This window comes from Paenibacillus sp. LjRoot56 (genome assembly GCF_964253335.1).
Taxonomy (GTDB): Bacteria; Bacillota; Bacilli; order Paenibacillales; family NBRC-103111; genus Paenibacillus_E; species Paenibacillus_E allorhizoplanae.
Window position 1 is genome coordinate 1,112,031 of record NZ_CAXURV020000001.1, and the last position, 25,615, is coordinate 1,137,645.

Below are 25,615 nucleotides of genomic sequence, written 5' to 3' on the forward strand. Positions count from 1 at the left end.
CAGGATCCAACTGCCAAAGAGAGAGGTTTTATTTCGCTTCTGCGCCATATTCAATCATCTTCAGCATTTGCTACAATAGAAGGGATAACGGATAGGATGGTGATCGGCGTGCAGGAAACCGCTAAGGAATTTTTTGAATCAAAACTATTCGTTCCTGATGAATTCGCCAAAAAAGGCGGCATCTGGCCGCTCCGTCTTGGTCGCAATATCGCTAAGCCCAGCTATCAAGCAGGGCCTATGATTCTTGAGTATTACAATATGCACTTTATTATGGAGGGGAAGGTTGAGTTCACCTTTGACAAAGAGCACATTATTTTGTCCAAAGGCGATGTGTTTGCAATGGTACCGGGGAGTACTTTTCGTTATGGGTTGGCCCCGAGTGATGCCACCCTTCAGATGATTTGGATTTCCATGGATGGCTTGCAAGCACCTGGACTTTTCGCTAAAGCTGGCTTTAGTAAGGACGCTCCTTACCTGTACGGGGTCATGTCCAAGGAGCTTGAAGCTACACTTCGCCAGTTGTTCCTTCCCCGCAAATACGACATGAAACGGCATAACGAGTTATGTTCCATCCTATATCGCATTTTTGGCCTTATGATTCCAACGGACCCGTCCGATAAGAATCAGACTGGCAAAGAGAACTGGGTTCCTAAAAGCGTTGCTTTTATGGACACTTACTATATGGAAAATATTACGGTTCGTGATGTTGCTGATTACTTAGCCCTTCACCGCACTTATTTCTCGAAGATGTTTTCGGAGGAAATGGGGGTATCCCCTGTCCAATATTTGCATCGATTGCGGATGGAAAAAGCAGCTGAGTTACTTTCCTCTGATTTTATGATCAGTGAAGTTTCCTTATTGCTTGGTTATTCCGATGCTTACGCTTTCACGCATGCTTTCAGTAAATATTACGGCAGTCCCCCAGGCAGCTGGAGAGCTGCACAACGAGGTTCGAGCATAGAGAGGAAGGAACAACCGTGAAAAGCACGCAGGGGGCGATTTCCTTACAACTCAAGCTTACCTTAACTTTTTTGCTTATCCTCATACCACTGGTCAGTGTAAGTATATTTGCCAATAATTACTCACAAGGTATTATGAATGTCCAAATTAGTGACCGGACGAAGGGGGCACTCCTGACGTCGCTTGCCTATATGGAGCAGATTGCTACAAATATGGACCAGCAGACCCTGCTGATTAGCTCCAATCCCAGTATCGTAAACATCTTTAGGGATATTGAAGACCCACTTAATCCCACTCATTTATATGACATTCATACAGTCATGCAGCAGCTGACTTCTCTTGCCAATATTAATGGTTCCATTCAAGAGGCCTATATTGTTCATGGAGCTAGCGGCAATGGCGTTTCAACAGCGCTGGGGGCGTTCAGATGGCCTCAAGTGAAAGAAGAAGGCTGGTTTCAGCAAGTCGTTCGAGGCATTGGTTCTTTGGTTATTTATATTCCTACTGCGGATTCCAGCGGGGGTCAGAACTTATATTTGAAAGGCTCCAATATCTACTATATTAGGTTACTTGACGTATTAAGAGATTCGCCAGAGCCGAATGTTTTGATTTTTGCTGTAAATAAATCGTCGCTTCAGAGTATTATTCAACATCTCCAAACGACCGAACGGATGAACATTTCTTTATATTATAATAACAGGCTGATTCTGGAGACCAACCCTGCTGCGAAGCAAGCCTATGCTTCCGATATGTTCGCAATGAAAGAAACAAGCGGCGCATGGTCTATTCAATTAGAGCAGCCCAAGGATGAAATTTTCAAACAATCGCATCGGTTGCAGCTCTTTACCTACCTTATTATTCTTCTTAGCATGCTTCTTGCTGTGTGGACAGCCTGGCTGATTTACATACAAATTTTAAAGCCTTTGCGTCAACTATCAAGCGCTTTCAAATTCGTTGGCAAGGGAGATCTGAACTATCAAATCAGGCATGATCGAAGAGATGAATTCGGACTCGTAATGAATGGTTTTAATCAGATGGCGGAGTCCCAACGAGTTATGATCGAGGAGGATTATGAGAAGGAGCTGCGCTTAGCGAAGTCGGAGTTTAGTTTGCTGCAATCGCAGATTAATCCGCATTTTCTTTATAATACACTGGATTCCATCTATTCGGTTGCGGTCAAATTCAATATGAAAGAAATCAGTGAAATGGTCTTGAATTTGGCCAAATTTTTCAGAGTTAGCTTAGGAAAGGGACGGAGTCAATTTACATTAGAGGAAACGATGCAGCATCTGCTGTATTACATTCGTGTTCAACAGATGCGAACAGCACACTTTTCAGTTGAGATTGATTTGGAAAAAGGCTCTGAGGCCATCCCTGTACTTAAATTGTTGCTGCAGCCTATTGTAGAAAACGCGATTATTCATGGGCTTGAGAAATGCCCTTTTGAAGGTGAACTGCGAATTCGCTCTAGGGTTCATCAACATCTTTTATTTATCGAAGTAGAAGATACAGGCATGGGAATGCCAGACACCTTGCTGAAGCAAATCCAACTGGAGCTAAGTATACTGACAAGTAAGCTTTACCGAGTGCCGCAAGAAAGCCCGTCGAGTCAATTTTTTGGAATGAAAAATGTGAAATCAAGAATGAAGTTATATTATGGAGAAGAAGCGGACGTCCGGATTGAAAGTGAAGAGGGACTCGGAACAAAGGTTACCTTAATCATACCTATACGAGTGGGGGAAGAAGATCATGAAGCTGCTCGTCGCTGAAGATGAATTTCAAGTCAGAGAGCGGATTGCCTATGGAATTCCATGGAAAGACTATGACATTGAAATTGCCGGTGCTGTGGCAAACGGCAGGGAAGCCGTCGTGGCTGTAGAAAAGGACTGCATTGATATTGTCATTACAGATATTCATATGCCTGATATGAGTGGTCTTGAGCTGGCAAAAGTACTGAAGAATGAATATCCGCATGTGAAGGTTATCATATTAACGGGTTTTGACCATTTTGAATATGCACGAGATAGCATCGATTATGGTGTTGTTAAATATTTGGTAAAGCCGGCGGAGAATGAGGTTGTACTGGAAACGGTGTTAAGAGCCAAACAGCTTCGTGAACAGGAATTGAATGATATTCATAACATAGCGCTTCTGAAGCAACGATGGAAAGAGCATCTGCCGCATCTTAAACAGTCATTTTATAAAAATTGGTTGAACGGGCGTTTGTCTACGTGGGAATTAGAAAAACGCAGTCAGGAAATCGGCTACTCCCTAGCGGGCAATATCTATTTGCCTGTCACGCTCGATATGGATCCGATTGCCGAAACCGATGTTCGTTTCCATTCAGGGGAGCGGCCCTTAATTCAGTATTCACTCTTTAATATTACCCGGGATGTCGTGGAGGATATGGATGGCATCGTTCTGCAGGATGATGATGGGCTGACGGCCATTATCTTCTTTGCTCCTTCAAGTGTAGAGGTGTCAGGATTTCAACTCAAAGTCAATCAGCAGCTCGGCAGACTTCTTAGCACGGTTAAATCCTGCTTGAAGCTGACAGCCAGCGCTGGCCTTGGAACTTGTGTGGGAGATCAAGCCTTGCTGCCGATTGCCTATAAGCAGAGTAGAATGGCACTGCAGGAACGCATCGTACTGGGCAATGAAACCGTCATTCCTTATCGGAACGATGCGCCTTCGAAGTCAGTCTGGTTGAATATGAATGATCTGGAGAAAGACATTGAAATTGCTGTGGAAACGGGCAATGAGAGCAAGAGGTCAGAGCTCATCAGCACGTTAATGGACATCGGTTTCTCGCCGAACCATCCCATTGCCGAGGCGAAAGAGATGCTTCTTCGCATCACGGCATTACTGACGCGAATTGTCAATTCCCACGGGTGGAGTTTACGCGAAACGCTTGCTGAGGACTACACAGATTTTATGAACTTTAATCAGTTGCTGGCGAAGGAACAGCTCATGGAATGGCTGCATCGCATGATGGCGCGAATTAGCCGATCGATTAGCGAGCGCAGAAAATCGGGTACGCATATTACGGTGAGTGAAATCTTGGCTTTCGTTGATCGGCACTTATATGAGGAAGAGCTAAGTTTATATTTTGTCGCTGAGAAAATGTATATGAATTATGCCTATGCGAGCCGAATCTTTAAAGAGGTGACCGGCAGCAATTTCTCGGATAGCGTGCTAAGACTACGGATGGAAAAGGCCAAGGAGCTGCTGGCAACGGGGAGCAAAGTGTATGAAGTAGCCGAACGAGTCGGATATAAGAACGGGAATTACTTCTCGCGGAGCTTTCAGAAGTACTGGGGAATCAAGCCGAGTGAAATGAACAAGTCATAAGTTTTTTGAAGAAAAAAGACATTCAACATGAAGTGTTGGTGTCTTTTTTTGCATGTAAAAACGTAGAAATTGTGGTCATTAAAGTAGAAGGATTAGTCTACATTTTCATTACCTGTCGGGATATAGTTAGTACAAGAGAAGAGCACGATAGCTAAGGAGATCACAAATGATGAAGACAAATTCTTTGACAGTAAGCAGAGAAGTGAAATTAACAAAAGGGAGGTCATTCAAGCTTCTGAGGTATTGGGATTTGTATCTCATGGTATTGCCTGCGGTCATTCTCATCCTCCTCTTCAAATATATGCCGATGTATGGGGTCATCATTGCCTTCAAAGATTACAATTTGATGGAAGGTGTATGGGGTAGCGATTGGGTGGGGCTTCAATATTTTCGTGAATTATTTACGTTCGACGAATTCCCAAGGGTAGTCAGAAATACCGTTATGATCTCCTTGATGAAACTGCTCGTAGGGTTCCCTATTCCCATTATTCTAGCCTTGCTGCTGAATGAGCTCAAATTCGTTAAATTCAAACGAATGGTGCAGACGATCACATATCTGCCTCACTTTATTTCATGGGTGATTATTGGCGGCCTCGCCATTGATATGCTGTCTCCAAGCAGCGGGATTATTAATAGAATCATCGAAATGCTAGGGTTCCAACCGATCTTTTTCATGTCGGATGAAAGAATTTTTCGCTGGATACTCGTGGGCTCGGATGTTTGGAAGGAAGCAGGTTGGGGGGCTATCATTTATCTCGCTGCACTGCTGGGGATTAATGAGGAACTATACCAAGCAGCTACTGTGGATGGGGCGAATCGCTTTCGGCAAATTTGGCATATTTCTCTTCCAGGCCTGAAGTCGACCATTATCATCATTCTCTTGCTGCGAATCGGGTATATCTTAGATGCAGGTTTCGAACAAGTACTGGTTATGTATAACCCGACTGTCTATGATGTGGCGGATATCATTGATACGTATGTGTTTCGAGTGGGCCTAGGCTCTATGCAATTTGGTTTAACGACAGCAGCGGGATTATTCAAGTCAGTCATTGGATGCGTACTTCTAATTCTAGCCAATGTATTTGCCAGGAAAATGGGGGAAGAAGGAATTTTCTAAGGAAGAGAAAGATGAGGGCTTGTCATGAAAAGAATTCGGAGAGAATCCATATTTAATTATGTAAATGTCATCGTATTGTCGCTGCTCTCATTATCAACCGTTGTACCTTTGATTCATATTGTAGCGAAGTCACTCAGTGGTGAAACGTATATTTTAGCTAAAGAGATTTGGCTATGGCCGAAAGACTTCAACTTTGCTTCGTATGAATATGTACTCTCTTATAAACAGTTTTACATGTCATTTTGGAATTCCTTGATTATTACCGTAGTTGGCACGGCAATCAGCATGGCTGTCACCGTATTGGCTGCGTTTCCACTATCCAGGAAAAACTTTCCTTTTAAAAGAGGATTTATGCTGTTCTTTGTCATCACGATGTTCTTCAGCGGTGGTCTAATTCCTACCTACCTGGTTGTAAAGCAATTAGGATTACTGAACACACTCTGGTCGATTATGCTGCCTCTGGCCTTGGCACCGTTTAATTTAATTTTGATCCGCAACTATTTTTTGAGCCTGCCTGAGGCTTTGGAAGAGTCGGCGATTATGGATGGGGCTTCCAACATACGGATTCTTACTTGGATCTATCTGCCTTTATCCCTACCGACCATTGCAACGATCGCGATGTTTTATGCCGTCGGTTATTGGAATAGCTTTTTTCAAGCGATGATGTATATCACCGATAGAGGTCTGATGCCACTGCAAGTATTCCTGATGCAGATCGTAACCAACTCCAAGACGGGAGACATGACGACAGGCGGCGTGTTAAGTGAACTAACACCAGAATCGACGACGGCTGCGGCCATCATCTGCGTGGTATTTCCGATCCTGTGTGTATATCCCTTCATTCAAAAATATTTTGTTAAAGGTGTTATGTTAGGTGCGGTCAAGGGATAATTCCATGCCTATATCCGAACTTTTCATATATGTATAATTAAATAGGGAGGCGCGATCATGGTTTTTAGAAAAACAGCGGCAATCAGTATGAGTGTAGTCATGTGTATGCTTGTCATGGCGGGGTGCAGCACAAGCAAGGAAGCGGGCCAGGCAGGAACAGAAAAGACTGCGACGGCAACAAGTGGGAGTGGGGGAGAAGTCAAAGCGCTTAAGGATTTAAAAATTACCCGACTTTACCACGGCGTTATGGAGCAATTCAAAGGTTCGGACACCATGAACAATAATAAGATTATTAATAAGTTAAGGGAGAACTCGGGCTTTAATATTCAATATGAGTCACTTCCCAATGAAAATCCATCGCAAAAAACATCCATAATCTTTGCTTCTGGTGATGTGCCTGATCTGATCATGGTGAATGGCAAATCCGACTACTTTAAACTGGCCAAACAAGGTGCGCTCGAGCCTCTCGATGATTTAATTGCCAAGCAAATTCCGAATTTATCCACGATGGCGAGTAAAGAGTCGCTAGATGCTTTGAGATATGAAGGGAAAGTTTATGCGATACCTTATCGAAATGCCTTAAAGGTAGGAAACGGTCTTATTGAGCGTGCGGATATTTTGAAGGAATTAAACTTGAATGCGCCAACAACGATCGATGAGTTTTACTCAACAATGAAGACAATTAAAGAGAAGAAGAATATTACGCCACTGACGATGGCGACTTCAAGTGCGGGATCTTTCTTTGATGGATTTTTCCCTTTCTCCGCTGCCTTCGGCGTTTCTACACCTACAGTTATAAAAGACGGGAAATTGAAATTTTCCTGGGTGCAGCCGGAATACAAAGAATTCATAACAACACTTAAAAAATGGTATGACGAGGGATTATTGGATCCTGAATTTGCAGTTAATAAAGATAGCAAAGATAAGTTAATTAACGGAACAGCCGTGTTCAATACGTTGTATTTCTCATCAGGTATTGACGTGGATAAAGCCCTACAGGAAAAGAAAAATGGCGGCTCTGTACAGTTTATTGCACCTCCAGTTGGCAAAAATGGTCAATCGGGGATTCAAGATGCTTCGATTTCAACGCAATATGTTGTAATTCCTAAACAAGCTAAAAATAAGTTGGGTGCAGCCCAATACCTGAACTTTTTGTACAAGCCGGAAACGGATATGTTAATAAATTATGGTATTAAAGGTGAGGATTACACAGAAGCAAATGGGGTATATACGCAGACGAAAGAACAAAGTGACAAAATTAGCTGGCGTTCGATGTACGGCTTAGGGGATACGGATTTTGGTATTGATGCAAGACTGAAAGCCAAAAGCTTATTGCCTTATTATGAGCCTCAGCTTAAATTTAAAAAATCCCGTGAGGAAACGAACTTTGCGCCATCGATTGAAGCATACGATACTAAATTCACAGAACTTCGTAATTATGTTGAAGAAAACTCAATGAAATTTATTATGGGTAAACGTGATTTGTCGGAGTTCGACAAATTTACACAGGAGTTTGATGCGAAGGGCGGGAAGACTGCCATTGATGCTTTAAACGAATGGTTTACGAAGAAGTAAAAAAAAGGAATGAAAGAGCCATCCTCAAGTAGATTAGCTACTTTGGGGGTGGCTCTTATTTGTTGGACGAATATGAGGTAAGGTACTAGGTGATTAAGAGTGAATTAGTGAATCAAGGCATCCTGCGAATTCTCCGTTTTCACAATGCTATGTGAAGATGAACCTGTAAGACGCTGTGGCGGGAAGACTTGACGAACGGGCGCAATGATGAGTGCGGCTACCACCGCTTTAATCGCATCTCCAGCGAGGAATGGATAGCATCCTGCGGCCATGGCATCTGCAAAGGAGTAAGCAGGAACTTTATACATTAACCATGGTACGCCAGCTAAATAAGCAAAAAGGGAACCGAAAACTTCAAGAACAAGAAATGCAGCGATATAGCCCTTGATGCCATTCAGACGAATACGCGGTAAAATAAGACCAATAAGTAGGGCACATATCGGCCAGATCATGATAAAGCCACCGCTAGGTCCGAGAACTTTGGCAATGCCGCCAGTCCCAGCTAGAAGGGGAAAGCCCAGCGCAGTAAGAACGACGACAAGGGCCATACTTAGAAATCCGTATCGTGCGCCTAGTAAGCCTCCAGCGAGCATAACGGCTAATGTTTGAAGTGTAATGGGTACAGGTGACGTAGGAAGAGGAATTTTGATGAAGCTGAATAACACGAGAATAGCTGCAAATAAAGCGCTGAAAATTACACCACGTAACGTAAGTTTCATATTGTTGATCACTCCTGTTTCTGGTATTGTTAATCTATTGTCAACCAAATGACTGGTTAACAAGTTGACAATAAAGATGATAGCACAACTGCTAGAAAAGTGAAAGGAACTTTTTTACATATGCCTACAAGAGAAAAATTAATGTCATTAAAGAACGCTTCGATCGTCTATCGTATGGAATCGGGAGAAGGGCGACGCGTATGGTCAGGTGTCTCGCTAGACATTCATAGAGGTGAGTGGATCGCTGTTGTGGGACCCAATGGGAGCGGGAAAAGTACACTTGCTAGCGTGCTGCTAGGCTTGAACCCATTGTCGGAAGGGCAAGTGCAGCGTAGAACGAACGCTGTGACGCAGGCGACAAGAGGCGTGCTCCAATTGCCAGAAGCTCAATTCATAGGAGAAACAATAGCGGAGGAACTAGATTTCTTACCGCAAGCACAACAATTAACGGCTGAGGAACGCAGGAGTTGGTATACGGAAGTATTAGCTGCTGTAGGCTTGTCACTTTCGCCGGAGCGTACAATGGCTACCTTATCTGGGGGGCAGAAACAGCTGGTAAATCTCGCTGCCGCACTCGCAGCAAGTCCAGAGATTCTGCTTCTAGACGAACCGACGGCGATGCTGGATCCAGCTTCTCGCAAAGAAGTACGGGAAGCCGTGCGCCAGGCACATCAACGTGGAACGACGATTGTATGGATTTCACATCGTCTGGAAGAGGTGGCGGATGCGAGTCGTGTCGTCGGATTTGGCGCTGGAAGGATTACCTTTGATGGGGAGCCGCGTGAGTTTTTTTATGGGGAAGCTTGGGAGAAATCGGAGAAATTTGAGGAATATGAGGAAACCGAGAAAATCGAGAAATTAAAGAAATTAAAGAAATTCGATAAATCTGAGAAAGTAAAGAAATTCGAGAAATCTTCGCCTTGTGTGGAACTTGGCTTTGATCCGCCCTTTGTGATTCAAACGGCGATGCATTTGCTAGAACAGGGACTCACGTTAGACCCTCTTCCTCTGAACATGGAAGAATTGGCGGAGGTGATCTCATGCCGATAGCCTTGAAGGGAATAGAGGTTACAGCTCCAGATTCACCTAATGTGAGACTACTCCAGAATATAAGCTTTACGCTGGAAGAAGGTTCCGTAACGTTGCTTATCGGCCACGCAGGTTCAGGGAAATCAACGTTACTGCAAGTGATGTCGGGTCTACTTAAGCCACAAACTGGAACGATTACGGTGGATGAAAAGCCGATTTGGCTGAAACCGATGAAAGCCGATCCCAAGCAATTGCTTCGCTTCGGCTTAACATTTCAATTCCCCGAGCAGCAATTGTTCGCACGCAGCATAGGTCAAGAATTCGCTTATTCGCTTCGGCCGTATAAACTTGAAAAGGGAGAGCGGGATCGCCGCATTCGCGAGGCAACCCATGCGCTCGATCCCCATGGCGTCTTCGCCATGGATCGTTCGCCCTTCGCGCTCAGCGGCGGCGAGCAGCGCCGGCTCGCGCTGGCGACCACCTTCGCCACGGCGCCGGATTGGCTCCTCATGGATGAGCCAACTGCCGGCCTCGAGGCGGCCGCCGTGCGCGAGCTGCTGCGCATGCTGCGCGAGCGTGGCGGTCGTGGCGGACTCGTCGTCGCCACGCACGATCTGGACACGTTCTTTCCGCTAGCGGACCGTGTCCTCGTGCTAGACCATGGCGAGCTCGTCTTCGACGGCTCACCGCAAGAGCTCTGCCGCGCGCCCGAGGTGCTGGCGCGCGCCGGGGTTGGTCTCCCGAGCTGCGCGGAGGCCGCTGTGGAGATGGCGCGCGTTGGCATCGCCATCGCGCCGGATCTGCTCACGCCGGCGCTTGCCGCGTCGGCGATCTTGGCTGCGCTGCGCGAAGCTGGCAGCGCTTCTGCGCCAGCGGCGGCGCCGGCCGCCGCGCACGTGGCGCAGCCACCGCGGCCCGCGCAGCTGCTGGCGCAGAAGCCGGAACCACCCGCGCCGCAGGCGGGGTGGTTGGGGCTGGACCCGCGCGCGAAGTGGCTGCTCTACCTGCTGCTCGCCATCGGCACGATGGGGCAGCAGGGGTGGGGCGGCCTCGCGGTGGCCGCGGCGCTCGTCGGCTGCGCGTTTCTCGGCCTTCCGCGCAGTGTGTTGCGCGGGATTCGCAAAATCGCAACGTCGTATGCGATTTTCCTGATCTTTTCCGTCGCGCTGGCGGGGATCGAATTCTCACCGTTCGGCTACTCTGTTGACAATGGCTGGAGCACCACCTTTATTCTGACGCGATTATTTGTCGTCTTGATGGCAGGCTGCTGGCTCGCCATGTCGACCCCCTATAGTCAGCTCGTGCAAGGACTGAACTGGGCATTGAAATATTTGTACAAGGTAAAGCTGCCCGTGGCATCCTTTTCCTTGGCGGTTTCGTTTGTTTTCCGGTTCATCCCGCTCATCATGCGGGAGTGGCAGCAATTCTCGATGATCGTGCGAGCACGAGGGAAAGCCTCTGTCCGCCCAGGTAGTGTTCGCGTACGCGACATTCCTGCACTCGTAGTTCCGCTACTATTAGGGATGTTCCACAAAGCGGAACAAATGACCGTCGCGCTGGAGATGAAGCAAATTGATGGGACAACGTTGCTGCTACGGAAGAACACACTGGAGTGGGAGAGAGTGGACACGGTCTTAGTGGTGGTTTCTTTACTTGCTTGGGGACTTTTGCTATTTACGTAGTAGTAACAACAACCTAGTAGCTTCGGTAGTCTAGTAGTAGCCAACAAGAGGGGCTAACGGACACAGAGGACGCTATTAGGTTGTATTTGATTGTTTGTGTAGGCTAACGGACACAGCAGATCTTATTTGCCTGAAATCAGAGAATTATTGGCTTGCTAGAGCCATTTAACGGCTATGGTGTCCGTTAGCTCCCCAAAAGCCCCATTCTGGTCGAAATAACGTCATTCGTGTCCGTTAAAATTTGTTCTGTGTAGTCTTCCGCTCCCCTAAGCTCCTCCTAACTCCCCGCCCATTATCAAAATCTAGGAATAATTCTCTCAATTACTGCTTACAAATAGAGTGATAGATGATTCCTCGAGAAATGGGTGGTTTGCTATGAACGTCCGAAAGAAGAGGTTTCTATTTTACACGTTACTAGCGGGAGTGTTTACGCTTCTTTTCCTCTTAGTCATAAGTGCTCTTAATTCTTCAACAGCTCCCATCCACATAGAAGTCCAAGCCGAGGAATTAATCCAAACTCCCCTTTCTGCGCTTGTGCCTATTGAGGTTCCATCCCTTCCACTGGACAAGCCTGAGCAGCCACTACCAGCTCAAGTAGACATCATCCCAACGCCGATGCCATCCGTTCAGATGGACATGATTCCAGCACCAACACCATCCGTGCAAGTGATCACAGCCCCACCTCAGACAACTTCCGTTACAGTGGACACCTACATGCCCAATGGGGTTGTCGCTCCGTCTGCTTCATCCAAAGTCAGCATACCCGTCCTCAACTATCACAGCGTCACCATTGATCCAGGGAATGTGGTTGTTATTTCTCCAGCCAAGCTGGAGGCTCAGATGAAATATCTGCATGACCATGGTTATACACCGATTTCTCTTGCAACATTCATTAACCTTATTGAAAATAAAAGCGGTTTCGCGGCGCCTGATAAGCCTGTACTGCTTACTTTTGATGACGGCTATGTGGATAATGTGGAGGAGGCGATGCCGATTCTGGCCAAATATAAATTCCCTGCCACACTCTTCATGTCACCAGGCATGGTTGAGGACGCTGGCTATCTGAATTGGGAACAGGCCACGCAACTGCAAGAAGCCGGTTGGGACATTCAGCCACATGGCATGACACACCCGCATCTACCTAAGCTTTCAGCGGAACAACAAGCGTATGAGATTACCGAAGCTAGAAAGTTAATTGAGGAGAAGCTTGGCACGCAAGCAGATGTTTTTTGCTATCCTTATGGGGAATATAACCAAACAACGGTGAAGCTCTTGAAAGAGCACGGCTTTCGCTATGCGTTTACGATTGACCAAGGCTACACGACCAATCAACAGTCCCCTTATTTGCTGAAAAGGCTGTTTATTAACGGGGAAGAAAGCCTGAAAGTCTTCATAAACAAGCTTTCGAAAGCCAATTAGGGAGACCATTTTCTATCACAATGAGGCCAAAAAGGAGCTAAACCCTACAAATGGGTTAGCTCCTTTATATTTCTATACTATTTAATATGAGGTATCTCATTAAATAGAAAATTATTAAATAATAATATTTAAAGTTATTAGTAGAATTAGCCTATGAATCTAAAAATTATAGTGACAAAAAGACTATATATGTTAATATTGACAGGAAAATATTACTATAAAGGGTGGTAGTTTTCCTTGGAAGTATTTGAGTATATAAATAAGCAAGTATACGATAATCTGGAACGAGTTTTGCAAAAACTTGATGATAGACTAGATTTAAAGCTATATGCTTTCGTTTTGGATGAGAATCAAGAATGTATTCAAACAGTTCGAGTTAAAAGTGTTTTAAGTGATCTTCAAGGTCAAGAAACCGATGTTATCCAAGAAGAGCTAAGCGGCCCAGAGGAAGTTTTTAGAAAGATTGGTTTAGCCCACAAAGACCCGGGTACAAACTTAAATGAATTCCTTATTCATCTTGACACAACTAGCTTCAAAACCAGTTTGCGTCCATTAGGAGTTTTAGCTGAGTCAAATATCAGTGAGAATGAAGCTGCGATTGAAAGTAGTGAGGAGCACCCACTTCGACAAGAGTCAAATGAATGGAACATTTTCTACTCCAACAGTTTTGAACTTGAAATAGATGATGAACACTGCACACTTAAATACATTTTGTCGATTGAATATACAGATTCGGTAACGCGAAATATTTTTCTTGAAAGGCCACAGCTATCTTTTCTCAGAATGATCTTGGATTATTATTTCAAGGATTATTATAAGGTATCGGGTGATCAGGAATTGTTATTCGTTAATGAGGATAACAAAGTTGAAATTAAGTACAAAGAGAATAGCAGTCAGTTCCTTCAAAGGATGGCACGCTTATTTTTTGGGAAAACACAGGACTTTATTGTAAACGGTTTCGATTTAATCGATGTTTCAAGAGCAGATATGGAATTGACAGAAACGGAAAGAAATCAGTATTACATTAACAACTTGCTTGAGAAGATTGATGGGATTTCTACAAGGACGTATGAAGGTGAGATTCCGTTTGGTTGTATGCTTCTTCTCAATACTAGTATGCTGGAAGATAGCAAGCTTGTTAAATATTCAATCAGGTTTCAAAATCATCAGCCTATTTATTTAGAAGATGCTCGGCGAATTAGAAAATTACTTGAACTTACAAACAAAGAGAAAGATTTGTACTTGATTGCTGATGATAGAGCCATCTATGGTGTGGGTGAAATAGATTGGGGCCAGTTAGGAGATAATCTGCTGTTTAAAGTGGAGTTTAAAGGGCTATCCAGATATGATCTTCTGCTTGTTACTACGGAGAAAAAGGAAAATACGGACGCTCATGTGGTTGCAGAAGATGAATCTAAAATATTTAAAATGACTATGAACTTAGAAATTGTATCTCATAAACTAACAAGTATTTCTTTTAAACATCCGGGTATTGGTTCTGGGGGCTTTACGCCTGAGCTTTTTGAACGCACAATGAAAGCTCAGTTTAAGGAAGTTGTTCCTCCCATAACACATGAAGGAATTCAGAAGCTTCGGCTTATCATTCAGAAGGCAACTGAGCAGCAAAATGGAACGATGGTTGTAATTACAGACCCCATAACTGCGGACGATGAATTGAAAAAGCTGCGAAAACAGTCTACTCCAATCCTTCCTACTGAGATTAGCCCTGCGTTCATAAAGCATCTCACTTCCATTGACGGAGCGATATATTTCGACACAACGGGAGCTTGTCACGCTATCGGTGTGATTTTGGATGGACTGGCGCAACGGCATCTTGGAGACGCAAGTCGGGGGGCCAGGTTTCATTCAGCACACCGTTATCTTGAGAAATTAAAATCAGATACAAAAGGATGCGTCATCGCCATTATTTCAGAGGACGGCTTGATTAATCTGATTCCAGAACAGGTAAACGAAGCCGTTGTTCGTCAGTTGGTGAGAACAATGATAAGCAATATAAAAGATAGTGATGAAATTAATGAAGAAACTCTTCAAGACTACGACAGACGTCTTAAAGAAGTTGAAAGTGAAACAGCTATAGATCATCACCATTATTTTAAAATAGCAGAAACATTTTCTCAGAAAAACCACTTTTTCAAAGCAGCATATTATTATGACAAAGGCTTGAAGGCTTGTGGTCATATAATCTTAAAATATAATCGCGCTCTTGCAACTTCTTTTATTAATCATGGATATAGTCATGGAATTTCAGAAGACAGTAAACTGGAATCTTTCAAAAATGCTTTAGAACAAGTTGAAATAGTAATGAAAAGGGCAGCAGATTCTGAGATCAACCATCACGAGTATAATAACCGCGCCCTTGCCTTAACGGGAATGGGAAGGCTGTCGAATAAAAAGGAGAAAGTGGAATGCTTCAACAAAGCTATACTTGACTATACTAAAGCAATAGAAATGAGTAAATTTAAAAAAAATATACTTTATCGAAATCGTGGGTATCAACATCAAAGTATGGGAAAGTTACACGAAACTCTAAATGACTATATAAGTTCGGAAATAGAATTCTCAGAAGAACAAACTCTCAAGTTAATAGAGAAACTTATTAAGCGGGAAGTCTCCTTATTCTTGCATGCTCTTACCAGTTATTCGCAAAAAAAGAATGAGAAGCATGATAGCGAAGGTCTCAGAAAGTTGTTAGAGGAATACGGTATTGAACTGGCTGAGGATCACCCCGAAGTAGCTGCTGCATTAGAGCAGTATGGTATCAATCAAAAACAACCAGAAGATGAATAATTAAGGAGTTACAAATGAGTATTGAGAAAGCACAGCTCAAAAAAATAGGATCCGGACCTACAGACAGCCGATTCGCAATAATCTTTCTACATGGTATAGGTGGGAGTTTGTACGACACTTGGCGTAATGATTCCTACTCTCAAACACTTATTGAAATGTTGGATCAAGATCCACTATTAAGAGATGCGGAATTTTACAGTTACGGCTATCGTACTGGCGTAAAGCCTTGGCAATATGATTTTACGACGGTAGCAGAACTATTGCACTCGGATATTAAGGTCGAATTGCCTGGAAAGGAAATTATTTTCGTGGCACACAGTATGGGCGGGTTAGTGGTACAGCAGTATATCGTTAACCGCTATGAGACATTTGACAGTAGTAATCTGAAAAGTGTAAAAGGCGTTGTTTACTTATCTGTTCCTTTTCATGGATCCGGATTGGCTGAGTTGTTTCCAAAGATATTTGCTAATAAGCAAATAAAATCGTTACGCAGAAAAAATCCGCAACTGGCTTTACTTGAGGGGAACTGGAACAAGTATGCATATAGAGGCGGAGTGGAGGCTTTGCCAGAAAATTTGAAACATAATATTTCACAGATTGCCTTGCGCGGGGAGCGTGATCGGGTAGTAGCGAGTGCCTCCTCCACTCCCTTATATTTAGGAGCAGAAGTAATTGCTGTCGATGAAGGACATTCGAGCATATGTAAGGTTGATAGCAGCAGTACAGTTTATAAAACAATTCGTGATTTCTTGCAGAAGCATTTGGAACCTATATCTACAAGTTCTAAAGCAATGATTTTTCATATACATGGGTTTGACAAGCAACAATATGAAGTGCAGCCGCAGATCGAGTTAAATTGGACTGAATATTTCGATGTATATGCATCCCCCAGGAGGCTGCCTTCAACATCCGAGTGGAGTATTATGGCAAAGGCATTAGGAGAAGCCGCTGATATCTGGTCACAGAATCGGGCCATGAAACGATGCGTTCGGGTATATGCTAGTCTTAGTTTGCCCGGGGGAATTCTCATCGGGAGCAGATTTTCTCAAGCAAGAGGGGCTGTACTTGAAGTAGCGCAAGGGGAAGGAATATGGTCTTCATTGAGACGTGATCCTTCATTTGAAGTGAATGTAAAACGATGTTTTGGTAACAATTCAAACAGTAAACGTGCTATCGTTGTGCTTAGTGTATCTAACGATATTGAGAAGACAGTTCTTTCTCATTTGAAACAAAGTGATGTTCAATATGAGCTTTTAATCAATTTGACACCTCAGCTAGGGGCGGGTCAGCGAAGTATAAGTGGTGCAGAACAGGCAGTTTCGTATGCAATTGAAGTTAAAGCTGCTGTGGATAGACTAAAACAACAGGGTATTGATAAAGTTGATTTATACCTAAATTGTCCATTTGGCGTAGCTGTTTTTGTTGGACATTATTTGACGGCTGCTGGCCCCATACAAGTATTTGATTTCATGAATCCTGGGTACGTTCCTGCTTGCGTGTTGTAGGTAATCCCACTTAGTATCTGTATTCCCATTAATAAAAAAGGAGCAAACCCCATGTGGCTTGCTCTTCTTTGTCTTGTTAGATACTCCACAAACCCAAAGCTTGTCCCTAATTACCTCAAACGATTACAATAAGCTTCAAGTTCGTGGAACGGTATCGTGAAGAGGGCCAAGTGGTTCACAATGGATTTGGTGGAGCCGGGCAAGGCGAGGAATTTGGCAAAGAGCCGATCTAATTCTTCCTCTGCCGCAGAAGCCCAGAACTGAACCTGCCGGACGTCGGGATTGCCTGCTTTGATGGCATGTACCAGTGCACGTAGTCCTTGTACGAATAATGTTGATCCTCGCAGCTCTTTCTCAATAAAAGCCACCTCGATCTGACAAATATGCTGATCCTCATAATCGTCTGGACCGGTGCCGTAGCCGAAGCCGGCCGCGCCGACCATATCGTAGGACTCTTCATTGATGATGAGCATGGCTTTACCTAGAAAGAGAGGACTACTGATGAAACTGAGTTTCATGCCGAACGTGTAAGGCAAATTCAGTTCGTCGTGATGACGCAGCAGGAAGTCCATATAGGCTTCATGATCCATTTCAAATTCGCTGACTCGGAATTCATAAGACATTACTGTGGCTGTACGCGAAGAGAATCGTTAACCTTAACGATCTTACCGAAGCCGCTTCCTTTTTTAGAACCTTTGTCGAGAGTTGGGGGTACTGGAAACATACGGATTGCCTCCCTTGTGTCGTAATTTGTACTTCTTCTTTCAATTATATCGTATTAAATTTCGTTAGGATATCCCTTAAAATGTTAATTTTTTCACAAAAAACGACTTCTTTCCCGTGTGTGCCTTCTCGAACGAAGCGTGCGCTCGTAAACTTGGCATACAGTCGGCATACATAGTCGTTCTCGGCCAAGGCCGCAAGCCTTAACTCTTGGACGTCTGGACCTCCCGCAATAATCTCATTGACCATGTATAGCAGCCCTCGTACAAATAAGCGAGACCCTCGGTAAGCTTTATCGGCAATGGCCACATCCACCAGGGCAATATCTGTATCCTGAAATTCCTGCTCTGGTGTTCCGTAGTAATAGGCCGCTATTCCGACGACTTGGTTCTCAGCATCCTTCGCACAAATTAAGTGGCCCTGAGTCACATAGGAATAAAGGAGGGTTACCATTTCCAAAGTAGAATAAGCAGGGTGCAGGTCGCGCTTACGGGCTAGCATAAATATACTGGCCTTGGCGAAATCGTCATCACTCACACACTTGTGGTAATTGATCATCATCGTGTTCCTCCTTCCTTAATTCTTCACGTCCAGCCTATCTCTGGCTTCCAGTCGTCATCCAATTCTCTTCTGAAGCGTATGCTCCAAGGATTGCTTAATTTGAGGATGTTCAGCCATTAAACGGTGAAAAGCTTCTTGCCGGACAGACAACAGAACCGATGGGCCCATTGCCCTAACGGTCGCATTCCGAGGGACATTGTGAAGCAGCGCAATTTCGCCAAAATGATCCCCATCCTGCAACACGGCGACCCGCCGTTCCCCGCCATCAGGCATACGCTTAATAATTTCAAATTTACCACGGACAATAATGTAAAATTTGTTGCCATCATCGCCCTCGCGTACGATATTCTCGCTTTCTTTGCAGGTTTCAGTTGTAAACAACATCGCGATGTTCTTGAGCAATGACGGTGCAATACCTTCGAAGAAAGGCAGTTTGGCAAGTCTGTCCATATCCACTGTCGCGTAGAGTCCATCCTGAGACAGGTTAAATCCGTACTGCTTATCCCAAAGAGTGCGGTATAGATTGTTCTTATTTAGAAGTTCTTGATGGGTACCGGAATCCACGATTCGGCCATCTTGGAATACATGAATACAGTCAGCGTTCATGACGGAGGATAGCCGATGTGTCACGGATACAATCGTCTTCTCGGATCTAAGCCGCTCAACGAGTTGATTAATATCCGACTCGGTAGCTGGATCCAATGCGGATGTCACCTCATCGAGCAGCAGCAGGTTCGGCTTCCTTAACAGCGCTCTCGCTATCGACAATCGCTGACGTTCGCCGCCAGAAAGCGAGCCGCCTTCATGATGTACCTCTGTATCGTATCCGTTAGGCCAGCTGGCAATAACATCATGAATGTTCGCTTGCTTGGCAGCCGCAATCATTTCAGCTTCCGAAGCACCACTATCCAGCAGCAGGTTATCCCGAATGGTCGTATTAAATAAGAAGGTATCCTGTGTAACAAGTGTGGACTGTTTACGCAAGGAGGCCTCGCTCAAGGTACGTATGTCATAGTCATTGATAGAGACCGAGCCTTGTTTGGGATCAAAGAAACGGGACAACAGCTGCAGCGCCGTACTTTTCCCAGAACCACTTGGACCAATGAATGCCACATAGCTCCCAGGAGCAATATGTAAACTTACGTTATGTAATTGATCGGCTTCCTCGGTATAACCGAAGGTCACTTCATCCATCCGGATCGAAGGAATAGAAGAAGGAAGTTCAAGCGAATGAGCATCCTCTGTAACACTAGCCTGGTGGTCCAGAATTTCCCGTATCCGATGAAAGCTTGTACTGGAATCGATCAAGCTTGGGACGAGGGAAGATAAATTTGAGCCGGACTGTCCTACGCTTAAGAATAAGGTGAAAAAGGCCATGAAACCGCCAATGCTCATCATGTCATGGAAAATGAGGTAGCCCCCGAAACCGATCATAATCCCGTTCAAAATTAGCAGTGAGATAAGTGGAAGGCGTTCCATCATAGAACCGGCAAGTTGTAATTTCAACCCGAAGGTAAAGAGCTCTTGGACTTGTTTACGTGCGCGATCTTGGAATCGGGCTTGGAGATGTAGGCTTTTAATTGTTTTATGTCCCTTCACCATTTCATCAATCGTGTTCGTGAAGCGCTCTTGCGATTCTTTATAGTCCATATTGGCGGTTTCCGCACGCCCTTGAAGGAGTCTTGGCCCAATGAACATGAGCGTGGAGCCGACAAGCATGGCCAGTGTGAGTTTCCATTCGATTGAGAATAGGATGAAAAGTCCGAGCAGAACACTTAAGGCCTCCTTCAGAAAATAAGGAAATACGATGCGGACGACTCTTTCCAAGGAGGTCATGTCTGATGAGAATCGAGCGACAAGATCGCCGACTCGGTATTTTTGATGAAAGGGAAGCGATTGCTTCTGAAGATGTGTGAATAGCTCTATCCGCAGCTTCTTGATGATCTGGCCGCCAAGATTGCCGAGTGTGTATTCACCGTAAATACTTGCACAAATGTTGATAAAGCCAGTGCTAAGCAGCACGATAAGAATGATTGTGAAGTTATGCACACTTTTTGGCGTAAAAGCCTCATCAACAAGATATTTAAGGCTGATAGGAGCTGCTACCGAATATCCGACTTCTATGAGAAGACAAAATAAAAAAATGCCGGTTAAACGCTTATAGGGAGTCCAAAGATTTAGTAGTGTTCGTAGGAAATTCAGGAATCATCGCCACCTTTCATAGAATTAGATTACAGCAGTTTTTTAGGGTTGTAAACGACACGATTTGTCATAATTCGGAAAAAATGAGCAGTTGGATAGTGCTCGTTCTTTAATTTCTGTTCAAGTATTTCCCGCAATCCCAGTGAGCCTAATGAATTCTCCCCCAACTAACGTGTATAATACAACTAACTGTCACCGAATGGTGTTGATGAATTTGAGGAAGTGAAGATATAAGAATCTAATCGACGGTGGTGAAGCCATGGAACAGCCGTACACAATTTACGAACAGCAAATGAAGGCAAAGCTGAAGCGTTGGGAAATTCGTTTGCAAAAGAAACCTAACCTGATCGAGCGCGCCTCCAAATCCGTTCAAAATCGCATCAATCAAGTGATTCCCGAGAAGATACACAATACGATCACCGCGACGGTAAAAGGGATTGTGCAAACGACTTTGTTCGGAATTAATTATATGCCTGCAACGGAGCCGCTGAAGGGCATATCGATGGCGGACCGCGATGCGAAAGCCGAGGAGCTGCTGTCACTTTACAAAAAAATCGCCGCCGCCGAGGGTGCAGGTGCAGGGGCCGGTGGGATTTTACTTGGCCTAGCTGATTTCCCGGTTCTTATCGGGATTAAGTTGAAGTTCCTTTTTGAATTAGCCCATATTTACGGATATTCCACCAAGGATTACAGAGAAAGATTATTCATTTTGTATGTGTTTCAGTTGGCGTTCTCCAGTTCGAAGAAGAAGCCGGCGCTGCTTCATACGATTAAGAATTGGCCTGCAATTTCACAGACCTTTCCTCCTGCTGCAGACTATGCTAACCAAGTGGATTGGCTGCAGCTGCAGCAGGAGTATCGAGACACGATTGATTTTCGTAAAATGCTTCAACTCATCCCCGGCATCGGAGCAGTAGTAGGCGCATGGGCTAACTTTGGCTTGCTGGAGGAGCTCGGGGTGGCAGGCATGAACTGCTATCGGCTGCGCAATTTGCAAGACAAAGCTAGGAACGCCAGCGAGTAATAATTGCATGACATTTATCTATTTATCTTGGTGCCCTGATTGAAATGGAACACAAAAAACCTGAACGACAGTCGGATTAATGTCCAACTATTGTTCAGGTTTTTCTTGTTGTGTTTATTCATGATTCATCTGAGGGTAAGTCCTTGGGAACCAGCTTGAAAATATCCCCCGACTCGAATGAATCAATAAGCCTATCAAGCCATTTGTAATAATGAATAGCTGAATCTATTTTATCCAAATCCTGTTTAACAACAGCTTGTAAAGGGAGACTGTCAGGAAATTGTTCGTTCAGCTTTCGGAACTCATTTTTGGATTTGGTAAGCGCAAGCAGGTTAACTTCTAAGGCCTTTCGCCATTTGAGGCTAAAGAAATCAGCGAAGGTTTGGAACCAGTCGGATTCGACCTCATAGAGATCCTTACGGGAACCTTTTTCCCACACTTTATTAACCATTTTCAGATCAATCAGCGTCCGCACACCTGTGCTCATGCTGGTTTTGCTCATTTCCATAGCCTTTCCCATTTCGTCTAATGTCATCGGCTTGTCTTGAAATAAAAGTAAACCGTATAAATGACCGGTAGATTCACTAACACTATATAAATCCATGTTATTTCCAATAGATTCTATGATTCGTTTTCGAGCCTTCTGTATGACGAGATCTTGTTCTACGCTGATGCCCTCTATATGATTCATTATCTCCTCACCCTACCTTTAGGTTTACATCGTTATTGTAAGAAACAATTTTGAAAAAGTAAAGAAAAACACCTACTAGGAATAGTATACTAAACTTCGTGAAAGTTTGTACAGTTTTTTCTGTTTGAACTGTTTGTACAGAATTTAAGGTTGACACAAATGATGATTATTCGTTAGACTTGGTGAAGTGGACGACATGCAAACAGAAGAAAGGAGTGAGCATATGTCGGTTATCCAAGTTAATCAGGTGACAAAAATATTTGGTCCCGATCCCGCATCTGTTCTTCCGTTGCTTTCTCAGAAACAAACGAAAGAAAAGATTTATAAGGATACGAAGCATACTATAGGAGTCAATGAAGCTAGCTTCTCTGTTGAAGCAGGTGAAATATTTGTCATAATGGGGCTCTCAGGCAGTGGTAAATCAACATTGGTTCGACTTTTGAATCGGTTGATTGAGCCAACGAGCGGAAGTATCACAATTCACGGTAAGGACATTGTTCGCATGAATGATGAGGAGCTTAGAAATGTCAGACGAGAACAAATCTCAATGGTATTTCAGAAGTTTGCCTTATTTCCTCATCGAACGGTCGTTGAGAATGTGGAATACGGGCTAGAGGTTCAAGGGTGGGATAAGCAAAAAAGGCGTGTGAAGGCGCTAGAGTCTTTGAATTTGGTAGGATTACAGGCTTGGGCAGACAGTAAGCCTTCGCAATTAAGCGGCGGCATGCAGCAGCGGGTGGGGCTTGCGCGGGCTTTAGCTAATGATCCGGATATCCTTTTGATGGATGAGGCTTTCAGCGCATTAGACCCTCTTATTCGGAAGGATATGCAAGATGAACTCGTTGAGTTGCAAGATAAAATGAAGAAGACCATCATTTTCATTACACATGATCTGGATGAGGCTCTTCGTATTGGAGATCGAATTGCGCTAATGAAAGACGGCGTTATTGTCCAAATCGGCAAACCAGAAGAAATTATGATGAACCCAGCAAATAAGTACGTCGAAAGGTTTGTGGAGGATGTTGATCTATCCAAGGTACTGACCGCATCGACAGTCATGCGCCGGCCTGAGACCATAGGCCTTGATAGAGGACCGCGTGTGGCGCTGCAGCTCATGAGGCAAAGCGGGATATCTAATTTATTTATTGTAGACAAAGGCAAGAAGTTAATTGGTGTTATAACGGCGGAGGATGCTTCGGGTGCTGTTCGCTATGAGAAGAGTCTCGAGGATATTGTGATTCGAGATATACCAACTGTCGGCCCGGATCAACTGCTGCATGAATTATTTGAAGTTTGCAGCAATGCCAAGTATCCTGTGGCAGTCGTGGATAGCGATGGGAAAATTAAGGGTGTTATTGTTCGCGGTGATGTTCTTGGGGCTCTTGCAGGTAACGTTGTGGCAAGAGAGGATGTGAATAACGAATGACTAAAGTTCCATTGGATGATTGGGTTGAGAAGGTTGTTGATGGGTTAGGAGCTAACTTATCATGGCTCTTTGATTTCATGTCACTCCTCATAGAGGGAGTTGTGGATGCATTTTCTGCCGTTTTTCATTTCCCTCCAGCGCTGGTACTTATCGCTTTGATTACGATTTTTGCTTATTATCTTGGCAAATGGCCATTCGCGCTATTTGCCGCCGTAGGATTGTTATTAGTAGATAATCTTGGCTTGTGGGAACATACGATGGACACACTGGCACTGGTTATGACCTCAGCAGTCATGTCCATTCTCATTGGTATTCCTTTAGGCGTATGGTGTGCCCAAAGCGACCGAGCACGAGGGATCATCACACCGGCGCTTGATTTCATGCAAACCATGCCAGCTTTCGTTTATTTAATCCCTGCTGTTACCTTTTTTGGACTGGGTGTGGTACCTGGGGTCATTGCATCCGTTATTTTTGCTGTACCGCCGACGATTCGGCTGACGAATTTGGGTATAAGGCAGGTTGCTGAAGATTTAGTTGAAGCCGCAGATGCTTTCGGTTCAACCCCTATGCAAAAATTAGTAAAGCTGCAATTTCCGTTAGCGATGCCGTCTATTATGGCGGGAATTAATCAAACGATTATGCTTGCGCTCTCGATGGTTGTTATTGCTTCTATGATTGGGGCACAGGGCGTAGGGGCTGATGTGTATAGGGCTGTTACTCAAATCAAAATTGGTCAAGGCTTTGAAGCCGGATTGGCTATTGTTGTATTAGCTATTTTACTTGATCGCATCACACAATTATGGATGAAGAAAAAAAGGAGTGTTTAAAGATGTTGAAGAAAGCCGCTAAGACATTAATATTCGCTAGCTTGACCAGTTTACTTGTCGTGACAGGCTGCTCGAAAGATAATGCTTCAGAATCTAGTGTAGGCAGCAGTGTGAATCACCAAATTATCGGAATTGACCCTGGTGCAGGATTAATGAAGCAGACGGATCAAGCGATGAAAGACTATGCGCTTACCGATTGGAAATTAGTTGAAGGCTCTAGCGCAGCCATGGCGGCAGCGTTAGATAAAGCGTATAAAGCAAAGGAACCGATCATCGTGACGGGGTGGACACCTCATTGGATGTTCGCTAAATATGATTTGAAATATCTGAATGATCCTAAGGGTGCATTTGGTAAGGATGAAGAGATTCATACGATTGCTCGCAAAGGTTTGAAGGAAGCAGCGGCGTCAGCATATGCAATGCTAGATCGATTTGAGTGGACGCCGGAGGATATGGCTGTGGTCATGTCAGCTGTGGTTGACGGTAAGAAGCCCGAAGATGCAGCTGCAGATTGGGTTGTGGGCAATGCAAGTAAAGTGGATACTTGGGTGAAAGGTCTTTCGCCAGAACAAGGTAAGAAGCTGAAATTAGCTTATGTGGCTTGGGATTCGGAGATTGCCAGCACGAATGTCGTGAAAACCGTATTGGAAATGAAGCTCGGGTATAAAGTAGAGATGCTGCAAGTTGAAGCAGGACCGATGTGGGCTGGACTTGCTGATGGAAGCGCTGATGCGATTGTGGCTGCATGGCTCCCGACTACACATAAGGATTATTTCGAGAAGTATGCCGCTAAACTAGAAGATCTTGGTGCAAACTTAAAAGGGACCAAATTGGGTCTAGTTGTACCTGCTTATATGACAATCAGTTCTATTGAAGATTTGAAAACGAAATAGCCTAAATAGTAGAGAGAGGTCTATCGATAATCTTATCGATAGACTTTTCAAATTATTGAGGGGACAATCGCAGATAATTAGGTCATTTGGAAGTGATATTTGCAGAACACATGCATACACTAGAAGAGAGTCGGTTACCGGCTCACCTTGTGAGAAGATGTGATTATTTTCACAAGCATATATGTGATTAATTTCACAACCGGAGGAGTGTT

General features: G+C 44.3%; 20 protein-coding genes. 15 read left to right on the forward strand and 5 right to left on the reverse strand.

Annotated elements, in window-relative coordinates:
* Nucleotides 1-108: 108 nt before the first annotated feature.
* The 6 genes from ACSQ8O_RS05085 (at nt 109) to ACSQ8O_RS05110 (ending at nt 7,894) form a co-directional block, all read left to right on the forward strand.
* The gene (locus ACSQ8O_RS05085) at nt 109-981 is read left to right on the forward strand and encodes an AraC family transcriptional regulator (protein ID WP_436240695.1); all 873 of its coding nucleotides are present in this window, start codon (nt 109-111) and stop codon (nt 979-981) included.
* Nucleotides 978-2,729 carry a sensor histidine kinase gene (locus ACSQ8O_RS05090; RefSeq protein WP_436240696.1) on the forward strand — a complete coding sequence of 584 codons (1,752 nt, stop codon included), beginning with the start codon at nt 978-980 and terminating at the stop codon, nt 2,727-2,729. The genes ACSQ8O_RS05085 and ACSQ8O_RS05090 overlap by 4 nt, the downstream gene beginning before the upstream one ends.
* Complete coding sequence (locus ACSQ8O_RS05095; protein ID WP_436240697.1) at nt 2,710-4,311, forward strand: response regulator transcription factor; 1,602 nt, start codon at nt 2,710-2,712, stop codon at nt 4,309-4,311. Before ACSQ8O_RS05090 ends, ACSQ8O_RS05095 begins: the two co-directional genes overlap by 20 nt.
* 166 nt (nt 4,312-4,477) lie before the next feature.
* Nucleotides 4,478-5,428: an ABC transporter permease gene (locus ACSQ8O_RS05100; protein ID WP_436240698.1), complete on the forward strand. Its 951-nt coding sequence runs from the start codon at nt 4,478-4,480 to the stop codon at nt 5,426-5,428.
* 24 nt (nt 5,429-5,452) lie between these two features.
* Entirely contained in the window at nt 5,453-6,319 is an 867-nt protein-coding gene (locus tag ACSQ8O_RS05105) for a carbohydrate ABC transporter permease (protein WP_436240699.1), read from the forward strand.
* Nucleotides 6,320-6,376: 57 nt separating this feature from the next.
* The gene (locus ACSQ8O_RS05110; RefSeq protein ID WP_436240700.1) at nt 6,377-7,894 is read left to right on the forward strand and encodes an extracellular solute-binding protein; all 1,518 of its coding nucleotides are present in this window, start codon (nt 6,377-6,379) and stop codon (nt 7,892-7,894) included.
* Nucleotides 7,895-7,998: 104 nt separating this feature from the next.
* Here ACSQ8O_RS05110 and ACSQ8O_RS05115 read toward each other — a convergent pair whose 3' ends face one another.
* The gene (locus ACSQ8O_RS05115; RefSeq protein WP_056612134.1) at nt 7,999-8,613 is read right to left on the reverse strand and encodes a biotin transporter BioY; all 615 of its coding nucleotides are present in this window, start codon (nt 8,611-8,613) and stop codon (nt 7,999-8,001) included.
* Between the two features lie 141 nt (nt 8,614-8,754).
* Between ACSQ8O_RS05115 and ACSQ8O_RS05120 the strand changes: the two genes are divergently transcribed.
* The 5 genes from ACSQ8O_RS05120 (at nt 8,755) to ACSQ8O_RS05140 (ending at nt 17,056) form a co-directional block, all read left to right on the forward strand.
* Complete coding sequence (locus ACSQ8O_RS05120) at nt 8,755-9,663, forward strand: energy-coupling factor ABC transporter ATP-binding protein (protein ID WP_436240701.1); 909 nt, start codon at nt 8,755-8,757, stop codon at nt 9,661-9,663.
* Complete coding sequence (locus ACSQ8O_RS05125; protein ID WP_436240702.1) at nt 9,654-11,324, forward strand: ATP-binding cassette domain-containing protein; 1,671 nt, start codon at nt 9,654-9,656, stop codon at nt 11,322-11,324. Before ACSQ8O_RS05120 ends, ACSQ8O_RS05125 begins: the two co-directional genes overlap by 10 nt.
* A 375-nt stretch (nt 11,325-11,699) precedes the next feature.
* Nucleotides 11,700-12,743 carry a polysaccharide deacetylase family protein gene (locus tag ACSQ8O_RS05130; RefSeq protein WP_436240703.1) on the forward strand — a complete coding sequence of 348 codons (1,044 nt, stop codon included), beginning with the start codon at nt 11,700-11,702 and terminating at the stop codon, nt 12,741-12,743.
* 237 nt (nt 12,744-12,980) lie between these two features.
* Nucleotides 12,981-15,551: a diadenylate cyclase gene (locus ACSQ8O_RS05135; protein WP_436240704.1), complete on the forward strand. Its 2,571-nt coding sequence runs from the start codon at nt 12,981-12,983 to the stop codon at nt 15,549-15,551.
* Nucleotides 15,552-15,565: 14 nt separating this feature from the next.
* Nucleotides 15,566-17,056, forward strand: a complete 1,491-nt coding sequence (locus tag ACSQ8O_RS05140; protein WP_436240705.1) for an alpha/beta fold hydrolase — start codon at nt 15,566-15,568, stop codon at nt 17,054-17,056.
* A 110-nt stretch (nt 17,057-17,166) separates the two neighbouring features.
* Here ACSQ8O_RS05140 and ACSQ8O_RS05145 read toward each other — a convergent pair whose 3' ends face one another.
* The 3 genes from ACSQ8O_RS05145 to ACSQ8O_RS05155 form a co-directional block, all read right to left on the reverse strand.
* The gene (locus tag ACSQ8O_RS05145) at nt 17,167-17,679 is read right to left on the reverse strand and encodes a hypothetical protein (RefSeq protein ID WP_436240706.1); all 513 of its coding nucleotides are present in this window, start codon (nt 17,677-17,679) and stop codon (nt 17,167-17,169) included.
* Nucleotides 17,680-17,824: 145 nt separating this feature from the next.
* Nucleotides 17,825-18,340 carry a hypothetical protein gene (locus ACSQ8O_RS05150; RefSeq protein ID WP_436240707.1) on the reverse strand — a complete coding sequence of 172 codons (516 nt, stop codon included), beginning with the start codon at nt 18,338-18,340 and terminating at the stop codon, nt 17,825-17,827.
* 54 nt (nt 18,341-18,394) lie between these two features.
* Nucleotides 18,395-20,542 carry an ABC transporter transmembrane domain-containing protein gene (locus ACSQ8O_RS05155; RefSeq protein WP_436241945.1) on the reverse strand — a complete coding sequence of 716 codons (2,148 nt, stop codon included), beginning with the start codon at nt 20,540-20,542 and terminating at the stop codon, nt 18,395-18,397.
* A 259-nt stretch (nt 20,543-20,801) separates the two neighbouring features.
* On the opposite strand from ACSQ8O_RS05155, the gene ACSQ8O_RS05160 reads away from it, so the two are divergent.
* The gene (locus tag ACSQ8O_RS05160) at nt 20,802-21,566 is read left to right on the forward strand and encodes an EcsC family protein (protein WP_436240708.1); all 765 of its coding nucleotides are present in this window, start codon (nt 20,802-20,804) and stop codon (nt 21,564-21,566) included.
* Between the two features lie 118 nt (nt 21,567-21,684).
* On the opposite strand, the gene ACSQ8O_RS05165 is transcribed toward ACSQ8O_RS05160, so the two are convergent.
* On the reverse strand, nt 21,685-22,257 hold the full coding sequence (locus ACSQ8O_RS05165; RefSeq protein WP_436240709.1) for a GbsR/MarR family transcriptional regulator: 573 nt from the start codon (nt 22,255-22,257) through the stop codon (nt 21,685-21,687).
* Between the two features lie 223 nt (nt 22,258-22,480).
* Here ACSQ8O_RS05165 and ACSQ8O_RS05170 point away from each other — a divergent pair, with 223 nt between their 5' ends.
* Genes ACSQ8O_RS05170 through ACSQ8O_RS05180 form a run of 3 tightly spaced genes read left to right on the forward strand, consistent with a single transcriptional unit; the run spans nt 22,481 to nt 25,403 of the window.
* Nucleotides 22,481-23,683 (forward strand): quaternary amine ABC transporter ATP-binding protein, encoded by a 1,203-nt coding sequence (locus tag ACSQ8O_RS05170; protein WP_436240710.1) that lies wholly within the window; start codon nt 22,481-22,483, stop codon nt 23,681-23,683.
* Entirely contained in the window at nt 23,680-24,510 is an 831-nt protein-coding gene (locus ACSQ8O_RS05175) for an ABC transporter permease (protein WP_436240711.1), read from the forward strand. The genes ACSQ8O_RS05170 and ACSQ8O_RS05175 overlap by 4 nt, the downstream gene beginning before the upstream one ends.
* Nucleotides 24,511-24,515: 5 nt before the next feature.
* Nucleotides 24,516-25,403, forward strand: coding sequence for a glycine betaine ABC transporter substrate-binding protein (locus ACSQ8O_RS05180; RefSeq protein ID WP_436241946.1), 888 nt, complete (start codon nt 24,516-24,518; stop codon nt 25,401-25,403).
* Nucleotides 25,404-25,615: the final 212 nt, after the last annotated feature.